The sequence below is a fragment of the Campylobacter avium LMG 24591 genome (genome assembly GCF_002238335.1).
Classification (GTDB): domain Bacteria; phylum Campylobacterota; class Campylobacteria; order Campylobacterales; family Campylobacteraceae; genus Campylobacter_D; species Campylobacter_D avium.
In genome coordinates this window covers 1,488,173-1,499,839 of sequence record NZ_CP022347.1, presented here as the reverse complement: position 1 = coordinate 1,499,839, position 11,667 = coordinate 1,488,173, and the positions used below count along the sequence as shown (strand labels likewise).

10 protein-coding genes are annotated in these 11,667 nt (G+C 34.8%); 8 read left to right on the top strand and 2 right to left on the bottom strand.

What is annotated here, in order from left to right; genetic code table 11:
- Positions 1-104: 104 nt before the first annotated feature.
- The 8 genes from CAV_RS09040 (at position 105) to kcuS (ending at position 9,762) form a co-directional block, all read left to right on the top strand.
- On the top strand, positions 105-1,799 hold the full coding sequence (locus CAV_RS09040; protein ID WP_186821783.1) for a hypothetical protein: 1,695 nt from the start codon (positions 105-107) through the stop codon (positions 1,797-1,799).
- Complete coding sequence (gene cysD, locus CAV_RS07500; RefSeq protein WP_094325904.1) at positions 1,799-2,704, top strand: sulfate adenylyltransferase subunit CysD; 906 nt, start codon at positions 1,799-1,801, stop codon at positions 2,702-2,704. Before CAV_RS09040 ends, cysD begins: the two co-directional genes overlap by 1 nt.
- Positions 2,704-4,125: a sulfate adenylyltransferase subunit CysN gene (gene cysN, locus CAV_RS07495; RefSeq protein WP_094325903.1), complete on the top strand. Its 1,422-nt coding sequence runs from the start codon at positions 2,704-2,706 to the stop codon at positions 4,123-4,125. Before cysD ends, cysN begins: the two co-directional genes overlap by 1 nt.
- Positions 4,104-5,843 carry an SLC13 family permease gene (locus CAV_RS07490; RefSeq protein WP_245807405.1) on the top strand — a complete coding sequence of 580 codons (1,740 nt, stop codon included), beginning with the start codon at positions 4,104-4,106 and terminating at the stop codon, positions 5,841-5,843. The genes cysN and CAV_RS07490 overlap by 22 nt, the downstream gene beginning before the upstream one ends.
- An 8-nt stretch (positions 5,844-5,851) precedes the next feature.
- Complete coding sequence (cysC, locus tag CAV_RS07485; RefSeq protein WP_094325902.1) at positions 5,852-6,439, top strand: adenylyl-sulfate kinase; 588 nt, start codon at positions 5,852-5,854, stop codon at positions 6,437-6,439.
- Positions 6,432-7,175 carry a 3'(2'),5'-bisphosphate nucleotidase CysQ gene (gene cysQ, locus CAV_RS07480; RefSeq protein ID WP_094325901.1) on the top strand — a complete coding sequence of 248 codons (744 nt, stop codon included), beginning with the start codon at positions 6,432-6,434 and terminating at the stop codon, positions 7,173-7,175. Before cysC ends, cysQ begins: the two co-directional genes overlap by 8 nt.
- 154 nt (positions 7,176-7,329) lie before the next feature.
- Entirely contained in the window at positions 7,330-9,489 is a 2,160-nt protein-coding gene (locus CAV_RS07475) for a carbon starvation CstA family protein (RefSeq protein WP_094325900.1), read from the top strand.
- Positions 9,490-9,501: 12 nt separating this feature from the next.
- Positions 9,502-9,762, top strand: a complete 261-nt coding sequence (gene kcuS / locus CAV_RS07470) for a KCU-star family selenoprotein (RefSeq protein ID WP_094325899.1) — start codon at positions 9,502-9,504, stop codon at positions 9,760-9,762.
- Here kcuS and truD read toward each other — a convergent pair.
- Together truD and CAV_RS07460 are read right to left on the bottom strand one after the other, a co-directional pair.
- Positions 9,746-10,864 carry a tRNA pseudouridine(13) synthase TruD gene (truD, locus tag CAV_RS07465; RefSeq protein WP_094325985.1) on the bottom strand — a complete coding sequence of 373 codons (1,119 nt, stop codon included), beginning with the start codon at positions 10,862-10,864 and terminating at the stop codon, positions 9,746-9,748. The two genes, kcuS and truD, sit on opposite strands and share 17 nt — an antisense overlap.
- The gene (locus CAV_RS07460; RefSeq protein ID WP_094325898.1) at positions 10,833-11,654 is read right to left on the bottom strand and encodes a thiamine-phosphate kinase; all 822 of its coding nucleotides are present in this window, start codon (positions 11,652-11,654) and stop codon (positions 10,833-10,835) included. Before CAV_RS07460 ends, truD begins: the two co-directional genes overlap by 32 nt.
- Positions 11,655-11,667 lie beyond the last annotated feature (13 nt).

The following is an 11,667-nucleotide window of genomic DNA, read 5'->3' as shown; positions in this document are numbered from 1 at the left end:
ATTTGTTTTTTTTTTTTTTGATATACTTAATTTTTTATTGTAGCAAAAAGGATTAAATTGCTTTTAAATACTTACCATTTCAAAATTCTAAATAAAGGAAGATGATGACAGCCTATGTACACCTTGGCACAGGAAAAACTGGCACTACTAGCTTACAATGGTTTATGGCTAAGAATTATGAAGTTTTAAAAAACAAAGGTTTTGTTTATAGTAGGGTTAGCTTATCACTGGCTAGGCATGGTTATCTCAATCGCATAGTTAGATTGTATTTAGAAGGTAAAACAGAGGATAAATTTGTAAAAGATACTATTAAAAATTTAAAAGAAGAGCTTAAGCAAAATACTAACAAAGACTTTATTTTTTCTTCTGAGGATATTCTTTGGTGGCATAAGGATGTGGATAAAGCAGCTCTTGCTTTGAAAGACTTTTTCACTGAAGTGGGATTTGATGATATAAGGATAATTCTTTATATACGCTCTCAAGAGGATTTGCTTCTTTCTTTGTGTTCTCAGGAGACTAAAAATGCTGACCCAACTTACAATGCGAAGGAAAGCAAACCAGAAAATAGTCCTAGATTTCAAATGTATGAATATAAGGCTTTAGCTAAAGCTTTTATGAATACCTTTGGCAAGGAAAATCTCATACTAAGGCTTTTTGATAAAAATGAATTTTATCAAGGTGATTTAATAAAAGATTTTTTACATATATTTAACTTAGACTTGGATGAAAGTTTTGTGCTTATCCCAAACAAAAATGAGAGTCTTGATTTGATAGGTTTTGAGCTCTTAGAAAGTATAAATACACATTTCAAATGCTTTACTTGGGAGCATAATGGTAGGAATAGTTTTATACCTAATTATTTAGCGATGGAGACATTTCTATCCAAAGACCCCTCCCTTAAATTTATGCCTAAAAAAGAAATATATGAAAGCTATATAACATACTTTGAAGAAAGTAATGAATGGGTGAGGAAGGAATTCTTTCCTCATAAAGATAGACTCTTTCCTAAAAAAGACCTATCAAAATATAAAGAAAACTATGAATTAAAAGAAATGAAGCCTGAGTATTGGGATATGATAGCATCTTTCATAGTTGATTTTGCCAAGGATAGAAAAAATATCATAGATAATAAAGATAAAAAGATACAAGAGCTAAATACTCAAGTTTCAAATTTAAATTTAAATGTCTCAAACTTACAAAACGAAAATTCCTCTTTAAAACAAATTCTATCCTCTCAAGAACACAAAGCAAAAACACTAAAACTTTCTTTCTTAGAAGAAAAGGTAAAAAGAAAAGTTCTTAAAAATACACTTTTGGAAAAAAATTTAGGCTTTACTCATGAGGATATATTGCAAAGTAAAATTCTAAATCAAAAAGTAAAAGATTTAGAAAATCTTTTATCAAACATTCAAAGCCCTCAAGCAAATATCTACACAAGTGCAAAACTTAGAGTGCAAAATCATCTAGCCTACAAACTTGGACAAGCCCTAATCTTAAATTCAAAATCTCTAAAAGGCTATATAAGAATGCCTTATGTTTTATCTTATATAAAAGAAAAGCATAAACTTGAACAAAAAGCTTATAATGAAAAAATTTTAAAAAATCCTTCTTTAAAATTACCTTCTTTGGATACTTACCCAGACTATGCAGCTGCCTTAAAAGAAAAGGAATGCCTTACATATAAACTTGGCGAAGCCTTGATAGAGGCTAATAAACGGGGGGGGGGGGTTGCATACCTAGCCTTTTTCAAAAAGGCACGCAAGCTTAAAAAAGACTTCCTAGCAAACAAGGCTAAGTGATGATTTCTAAGCTTAGCCATCTTCAAAGACTTGAAAGCGAATCGATATTTATCATAAGAGAGGTTTTGGCCGAATTTGAAAAACCAGCCTTGCTTTACAGCATAGGCAAGGATTCTTCAGTTTTACTTCATCTTTTACAAAAAGCCTTTTACCCAGCCAAGCCACCGCTACCTTTGGTTCATGTTGATACAAAGTGGAAATTCAAAGAAATGATAGAATTCAGAGACAAAAGAGCCAAAGAACTCGGCATGCAGCTTATAATATACTCTAATCCTCTCATAGAGCAAGAAAACATTTCCCCTTTCACGCACGGTTCTTCCATGCATACTGATATAGCAAAAACTAAGGCTTTAAAGCAAATGCTTGATTTGTATAAATTTGACGCCGTGTTCGGCGGTGCTAGAAGGGATGAGGAAAAGTCTAGGGCAAAGGAGAGGATTTTTTCATTTAGAGATGAATTTCATACTTGGCAGCCTAAAAATCAGCGTCCAGAATTGTGGAATATCTATAACGCCAGACACAAAAAAGGAGAATCTATAAGGGTTTTTCCGCTTAGCAATTGGACAGAGCTTGATATATGGCAGTACATATACTTAGAAAACATCCCAATTCCTAGCCTTTATTTTGCAAAGAAACGCCCGGTAGTAGAGTATATGGGGGCTAAAATTTTAGTAGATGATGAAAGAATGCCAAAGGATTTGGCCAAAAATGCAAAAGAAGAGCTTGTGAGGTTTAGAACCCTGGGTTGTTATCCTTTAACAGGGGCTATAAACTCAGATGCAAAAGATGTGCTAGACATTATAAAAGAATTAGTGCTTTCAAAGACAAGCGAAAGACAAGGCAGACTAATAGATAGCGACGAAAAAGATAGCATGGAAAAGAAAAAGCAAGAGGGGTATTTTTAATGCAAGATATAAAGGCGTATTTATCCTCGCATATGCAAAAAGAACTTTGCAGGTTTATAACTTGCGGTAGTGTTGATGACGGCAAATCAACCCTTATGGGAAGGCTTTTGTATGATAGCAAGGTTGTTTTTAGTGATATGTTAAGCACCTTGGAGCAAGAAAGCAAGAAATTTGGCACAAGAGGCGAGGAGCTTGATTTTGCACTTTTAGTAGATGGGCTTTCTAGCGAGAGAGAGCAAGGCATAACTATAGATGTTGCTTATAGATTTTTTACCAGCGAAAAAAGAAAATTCATAATGGCAGACACCCCAGGCCACGAGCAATACACTAGAAATATGGCAACAGGAGCTAGCACAGCTGACATAGCCATCATCTTAATAGACGCTAGAAAGGGAGTTTTGCCTCAAACTAAAAGGCATTCTTATATAGTTTCCTTGCTAGGAATTAAGCATTTTATAATAGCTGTGAATAAAATGGATTTAATTGCTTACGATGAGCTTAAGTTTAAGCAAATTCAAAATTCTTACGAGCAATTTTTGCCAAGCCTTAAAAAAGACATCAATACTTATTTCTTGCCTCTTTGTGCTTTAAGTGGCGAAAATGTACTTCAAAGAAGTTCTAATATGCTTTGGTATAGCGGCAAAACCTTGCTTGAGCTTTTAGACAGTATAGAGCTTGATTATGATAAAGAGCCTAAATTTAGCCTTGCAGTGCAGTATATAAACCGCCCACACCTAAATTTCCGTGCCTTTTGCGGAGAAGTTGCTAGCGGAGTGGTAAAGCTTGGCGATGATGTGCGTATCTTGCCTCAAAACAAAAGTTCTAAGATAAGCAAAATCATCACAAGCGATATAAAAGAGCTTAAAACCTTAAGTTTTGATGAGAAGCCTGAAGGTATGCAAGAAGCTTGTGTTAAATCCCAAGTTTCTTTGTGCTTAGAAGATGAGATAGATATTTCAAGAGGCGATGTGATATGCCATAAAGATTACGATATTAAGATTAGCAATAGTTTTAAGGCCATGTTGATTTATATGAGTGAGCAAAGATTTTGCGTAAATGATAAGCATGAGTATATTATAAAAAGGGCGAATTTAAGCACCAATGCTTGCATAGAAAATATAGAATATAAAAAGGATATTAATAAGTTTGAAGATGTAAAAAGCGAGTTTTTAGAGCTAAATGACATAGCACTTTGCAGCATAAAGGTTCAAAAAATTCTGCCACTTTTAACTTACGAGGAGAATAAAACCTTAGGTTCTTTTATACTCATAGATAGATACAGCAATGAAACTGTAGCTGCTGGCATGATATGTGAAATTTCAGCACAAAGTAAGGAGACAAGAACTTATAGTGAGGCAGAAAAAGAACTTAACGCCTTCATAAGAAAGCATTATCCAGAATGGGAGGCAAAAAAGATATGAGCATGATGAAACTTGTCGTGGCCGCAAGCTTAATATTGCTGCTTGTCTTGCTTATACAAAATAAGATTAGAGCGGGGGTTTTGTTTGCTTCCTTGGCTGTTTTTTACTATCTTTTAGGGTATTTGGACTATACAAGTTTTGTTAGTTCCTATACGAATGATTCTTTGATTTCCTTGGTGCTTTTGCTGCTTGTTTCCATAGCTGTTGAAAGAACTATTTTTATACAAGCAGTATCTAAATTTATCATAGGCAAAAATTATCTTTTTTCGCTTTTAAGATTAGGCATTTTAAGCTCTTTTATTTCAGCCTTTTTAAACAACACAGCCGTTGTGGCTTCTTTCATGGGCGTGGTTAAGAACAACAAATTCCAAGCCCCTTCAAAGCTGCTTATACCGCTATCTTATTTTGCCGTGGTTGGAGGCACTCTTACTTTGATTGGAACTTCTACAAATTTGATAGTAAATTCCTTTGTCATACAAAATTCCTTGCCGCCTTTAAAGATGTTTGATTTCTTGCCTGTTGGGCTTTTACTAACTATCTCTATGATAATTACTTTGATGCTTTTTCATAAACTTTTACCGCAATACAAAGAGCAAAAGCAAGATATAAAAGAGCATTTAATCGTTTTAAAGGTTTTAAATACAAGCTATTTAATAGGCAAAACAGTTCTACAAAGCAAGCTTAGAAATTTGGAATTTTTGTTTTTGGTGCAGATTAACAGGGCGGGTTCTAGCATAGTTCCCGTTTCGCATAATGAAATCATACAAGCTAATGACGAGCTTGTGTTTAGCGGCGATATTTCTCATATAAATAGCTTAAAGCAATTTGACGGCCTAGAAGTCTTTAAGGATTACAAACAAAGTCTTACAAGCTTGGTGGATGTTGTTATAACTCCAACTTCAAGTCTCATAGGCAAAAAGGTAAAAGAGGCAAATTTTAGGGCTAAATTTGATGCGGCCATACTTTCTTTGCAAAGGGGCGATAGTTTTATAAAAAAGATAGGGGAGGAGCACTTGCAAGCTGGAGATAGGCTTGTTTTGGCAACGGGTAAAGATTTTGTTAGCAGAGAAAATTTAGCTAAGAATTTTTACTTGCTTTCAAATATCAAGCAAAGCAATAAGTTAGATAACAAACAAAGTTTTATAGTAATATCAGCCTTTTTGCTAAGCATAATTTCATCTGCATTAAATTTGATATCTTTCACTAAGGTGTTGCTGCTATGTCTTGGCTTTTTCTTGCTTTTTAACTTTGTTAAATTAGATGAGATAAAAAGACGTTTTCCATTTGAAATTTTCATAGTGGTTGGCTCATCTTTGGCTATAACAAAGGTTTTGGTTGATAGTTCCTTGGCTAAGGATTTAGCAGATTTGATTATAGGGGTGTTTGGAACTTATGGGGTTTATGGAAGCTTTGTTGGGGTGTATTTGCTTACTTTGATTTTAACGGAATTTATCACAAATAACGCAGCCGCAGCTCTTGCCTTTCCTATAGCCTTTGCTACTTCACAAGCCTTAGGAGTAAGCCCCTTGCCATTTATCTTTGCTGTAGCTTATGCAGCTAGTGCTGGCTTTATGATACCGCATTCTTATCAGACGCACTTAATGGTAAATTCACTTTGTCCTTATAAGATTAGCGATTTTTTAAAGATAGGCTTTTTCGTATCTATAGTTTATAGCGCCGTTGTGTTGCTAGCACTTCCTGTATTTTTCAAATTTTAAGGCAATCAATGAATCTTACTTGGCATAACACAGCTTTAACTAAGCAAAAACGAGCTAGCATAAAGGGGCAAAAAGCCTGTGTGCTGTGGTTTACAGGACTTAGCGCAAGCGGCAAATCAACCTTAGCAAATGCTGTGGAATTAAGGCTTTTTGAGCTAAACCGTCATACATATTTGCTAGATGGTGATAATTTGCGTCATGGTTTGAATAAGGACTTATCCTTTGATGAGCACTCAAGAACTGAAAACATCAGGCGTCTTGCAGAACTTTGCAAGCTTTTTGTAGATAGCGGTTTGATAGTCTTAAGTGCTTTTATATCGCCTTTTAAAAAAGATAGAGATATGGCCAGGGCTTTATTTGATGAGGGTGAGTTTATAGAAATTTTTGTGGATACTCCCTTAGAGCTTTGCGAACAAAGAGATCCAAAAGGACTTTATAAAAAGGCTAGAAATAAAGAAATAGACAATTTCACAGGCATAAGTAGCCCTTATGAAAGACCGCAAAATCCGCAAATTCACATCGCAGATAGCGATATTAACAAAAATGTTGAAAAAATCATAACTTATCTTAAGAAAGGCGCTTTTATAAATGCTTAAAAATATTGATATAAACGAGATAAAAAACATAGCTTTAAAGGCTGGTAAGGCCATAATGCAAGTTTATGAGAGGGATTTTGAAATTTATGAAAAAGAGGATAAGTCTCCTTTAAGTGAGGCTGATATATTGTCAAATACTATAATATGCGATTCTTTGGCTAAATTTAATCTTCCCATACTTTCTGAAGAAAATAGCATAATAAGCTTTGAAGAGCGTAAAAATTGGGAATATTTTTTCTTAGTTGATCCTCTTGATGGCACAAAGGAATTTATCAAAAGGAACGGAGAATTCACAGTCAATATAGCCTTGATACACAAGCAAAGCCCTGTTTTAGGAGTTGTTTATGCGCCTGCTTTAAATTTGATGTATAGTGCTAAAAAAGGAGAGGGTGCTTTTAAAAATGATGAGTTGTTGCCACTTGCCCTAAACAAAGATACATACAAAATAGTGGCTAGCAAATCCCACATGAGTGATGAGACTAAGGACTTTATCGATAAACTTGAGGTGGACAAGAAAAAAGAGCTTATATCCATGGGTTCATCCTTAAAACTTTGCCTAGTAGCAAGCGCTGAAGCCGATATTTACCCTCGTCTTGCGCCAACTATGGAGTGGGATACAGCAGCAGCTGATGCTATAGTAAGGGAGGCTAAAAAGATGAGCTATGATTTTTACAGCAAAAAACCCCTACTTTATAATAAAGAGAATTTAAAAAACCCTTATTTTGTAGTTTATTGATAATATTTTTCTATTTTGCAATTTTTGTCTTAAAAGCTCTTAAAAAATGCAAAATAGAAACAAAATTTTATGTTTTTTTGAATTTGTTTTTCTTTTTCTTTTAATCTTAAATATAAATTTATTACAATAAAGCAATTAGCTTCAAGGAGTTTGTATGAATAAAATTTTAGCTCAGGTTTTTTGGGTGCTAGTGGCGATTTTAGCTGCTTGGTATTTTGGTGTTTTAGCCTTAAATCAAGGAGAAAGCATAAATGCCACTTGGATAGTCATAGCCTCCGTGTGTATTTATATGATAGGCTATAGATTTTATAGTAAATTTATAGCCCAAAAAGTTTTTGAACTAGATGATAGCAGGGCTACTCCAGCTGTGGTAAATAATGACGGCAAGGACTTCGTGCCTACAAATAAGATAGTATTATTTGGACACCATTTTGCAGCAATTGCTGGAGCGGGACCTTTGGTTGGGCCTATTTTAGCTGCTCAAATGGGTTATTTACCTAGTATGATTTGGCTTTTGGTTGGTGTTGTTTTAGCCGGAGCTGTGCATGATTTTACCGTGCTTTTTATCTCTGTTAGAAGAAATGGAAAATCCTTAGGCGAGATGATAAAGGATGAAATGGGTAAGATCACAGGTGGCTTTGCTATGATAGGCATTTTGTTTATTATGTTTATCATAGTTGCCATTTTGGCTATGGTTGTCGTAAATGCCTTGGCTGAATCAGCTTGGGGACTTTTTACCATAGCTATGACCATACCTATAGCCATTTTTATGGGAATTTATATGAGGTTTTTAAGACCGGGCAGGGTAGGCGAGGCTAGCATTATAGGCTTTATCCTGCTTTTACTAGCCCTTTGGTACGGACACGCCATAGCAGATCCGGCTCATCCTTGGCATAATGTCTTTTTGTTAGATAGAAAAACTCTAGCTCTAATAGTCATAGCTTATGGTTTTATAGCCTCGGTTTTACCGGTGTGGTTTTTGCTTGCTCCAAGGGATTATCTAAGCACTTTTCTTAAAATCGGCGTTATAGTTATAATGGCTGCTGGGATTTTATGGATAAATCCAGAGCTTTATATGCCAAAGGTTACTTCTTTAATTGACGGCACAGGACCTGTTTTTGCGGGTTCTATCTTTCCATTTTTATTTATAACTATAGCTTGCGGTGCTGTTTCTGGCTTTCACGCCTTAATATCATCAGGAACAAGTCCAAAAATGCTTGAAAGAGAAAGCCATGCAAGGGCTGTTGGATACGGCTCTATGCTTATGGAAAGCTTGGTTGGTATAATGGCCTTAATCGCTGCTTGCATCTTAGAGCCGGGGCTTTATTTTGCTATAAATTCTCCACTTGCTACACTTGATCCAGCTGCAGCTAGTGCGAGCACAGCAAATTTAGCCACTATCGAGGCAAATTTAAAGCAAATTTTACAAACTGCTGGTTTTGCTCTTGATTCCACTGCCTTAAATACAGATTACGCAGCCTTGATACCAAAGGTAGCTAGTGATATAGGCGAAAGCACTATCATATCAAGAACCGGTGGTGCGCCTACCTTTGCACTTGGTTTAACCTATATCTTACATCAAATAGCTGGCGGTCCTGAGGCTATGGCTTTTTGGTATCATTTTGCCATACTTTTTGAGGCTTTATTTATCTTAACTGCTGTTGATGCAGGAACTAGAACGGGTAGATTTATGATACAAGACATATTAGGCAATGTCTTTAAGCCTATGGCTGATACTAAAAATTATTTTTACGGCATAGTTGCTTCCTTTATCTGCGTTTGTGGTTGGGGATACTTGCTTTATCAAGGAGTTATAGATCCAGCCGGTGGAATTTACACTCTTTGGCCTTTATTTGGTGCTGCAAATCAAATGTTAGCAGGGATTGCTCTTTTACTTGGCACGGTTGTATTATTTAAAATGGGCAAGATGAAATACGCTTGGGTGACCATACTTCCAGCATTTTGGATACTTTTAACCACGCTTTATGCTTCTTTTCAAAAACTCTTACCTGCAAATGGCGAAAGGGTACATGATGCGGTAAGCCACGTTGCAACAGCTCAAATTTGGTTGCAAAAAAAAGAAGAAGCTATACTAGCAAATAATGAAGCTTTGATTAATAAGGCAAACACCATCATACATAACAACATCCTTGATGCTGTGCTTTGCGGCTTTTTTATGATAGTTGTTTTTGTGGTGCTTTTTGAGACCATTAAAATTTGCTATCTAACAGCTGTTGGTAAAAATGAAAGCTTTCCTTTAAAAGAAGAGCCTAGAAAAGAGATGAAAGACTATGAGGGTGCTTTAAGCCAGTAGAAAGGACAAGCGATGTCAAAAGCTTTGGTAAAAAGGGCAAATACCCTGCCCGTTTTAGTGCAAAGAAAAGAAGAAAGCCTTTTTGATAAGTTAAAAAGGCTTTATCAAAGAAGTGATAGATTTTTACATCTTTTAGTTGGTATGCCAAGCTATGATAAGTATGTAGAACATATGAAGACAAAGCATCCTGAAAGAGAAATTCTAAGCCAAAAGGACTTTTTCAAAGAAGCCCTTGAGGCTAGGTATAATGGCGGTGTTAATCGCTGTTGCTAGTGTGTAAAAGCTCCTCTAAGATGGTGGTTGCATAAGAGCCCTTTTGTAGGAAAAACTCTAGACTTACTTGAGCTTTTTCCTCGTCATATTTGAATTTAGCCTCTTCTAAATAAGACCATAAAAATCTCCTTGAGCCATTTAAAGCAGGATTAAAAAGATAAAAATTTTTAAAAATTTCATCTTCTAAGCATAGGGCAAAATCTTTTGCTTTCATAGCTCTTTCTCCAAGTAAAAGTCCTGTTACGCTTATATCTTTTTGCTCAAATCTTTCACTTTCTTTAGCCACATCCTCGCAAAAGAAGTTTTTGCCAAAGGGATAATGACAAAGCACATCGCCTCTTAAAAGCTTAAAAAAATGCTCTTGTGCATAAATTTCATCAATATCTTTTTTGTCTAGCGTGTATATACTAGCAAATTCTTTTTTGCTAAATTTTTTTGCAAAATGCGACAACTCAAGCCTTTTGCTAAGATAGGCATTAAAAAGTATGCTTTGAAAGGATGAAAGCAAAAAATCCCTCATTTTTTTATCTCTTAGCTTTTTTTTGCCTTGCAAAATTTCAAGCCCTTGTTTGTAATTATCATTAAATTTGCCAAATCTTTGATAAGCAAAATAATTCGCAAAACCTTGCTTACAAAGCAAAGCAAAGGCTTGTTCTAGCTTAAGAGCATTGATTTTATTTACTTTTTTTAGCCTTATAAAAAAGGAATTTCCTTTTAAATGTCCTATTTTTAGCTTATTATCGTGATAGAAGATGTCTAAAATTTTAAGTTTTTCGTGAGAAAAATTTTTTAATTTTTCCTCGAATTTTCTCGCTAAAGAAAGGTATTGAAAAGTAAGTCCTTGCTTGTCTTTAAGTCCTGCATAACCAAAATCCTTTATTTTTGCTCCGCTAAACTCACTTAAAATTTTAAGTGCTTCTTTCGTGCTTAAGTCTTTTTTACAGATGTGAAGTATTAAGTGCTCTCCCTTGCCGCTAAACTCATACAAGGCTCTTTCTCTTACCACGAAATCAGAGCTGTTTTTACTAAAATGAGCCTCTATTTTTTCGTGGCTTAGGCTTAAAATTTTTTTAAAAGTGATGTTCTCGTCCATAGAATTTATACCTACCTCGTATTGTTTTTGCAAAGATATTTATCTTTATTCTGTGTTTTTTTGCTAAATTTTGAATTCTTTTTTTGTTTTTGCCTGAAAAAGCAAATAAAATTTCATACTCCTCCCCGCTTATAAGCTCGTTTTTACTCATCTTTTTAAGCCATTTTATATTTAGCTTGTTTAAATTTAGCATTCTTGCTAAGTCTTTATTAAGCCCGTCTGATATATCCATAGCTACGCAAATTTCTTTGCTAGCTTCGTAAAAAAAATTAGCTCTTAAAATAGGCCTTACAAAGCGATGATTTTTATGAAGCTTAAAGCCATTTTGTAAGGATTTTAAGCCCTTTAAGCTATCTCCTAACTTGCCTGTAAAGGCTAAAAACATATCTTTTTTCAAGCCTTTTCTAAAGATAGCCCTGCCATTTAGCTTTGAAAGTAAAGTTATGCTAATAGCTATTTTATCAGAGCTTATTGTGTCTCCGCCTATGATTTGTATCTTAAATTCTTTTGCTGTTTTTAAAAGAGCATTTTGTAAAGATTTTATCTCATCAAGGCTTAAATTTTTAGGTAAAGAAAGTCCTATGAGTGCAAATTTAGGCCTTGCATTCATCACAATAGCATCTGAAATATTTACTAACATTGCCTTTGTGGCGATTTGTTCCAAGCTTAGCCATTTTCTTTTAAAATGCACATCCTCAAAAAACAAATCCTTTGAAAAACACCAATCATTTATGATGGCACCGTCATCGCCGTTAAAGTTATTATTAAAAGCAGAGATTATAAAAGCTTCTTTATCCATATCTTTTTCTTAG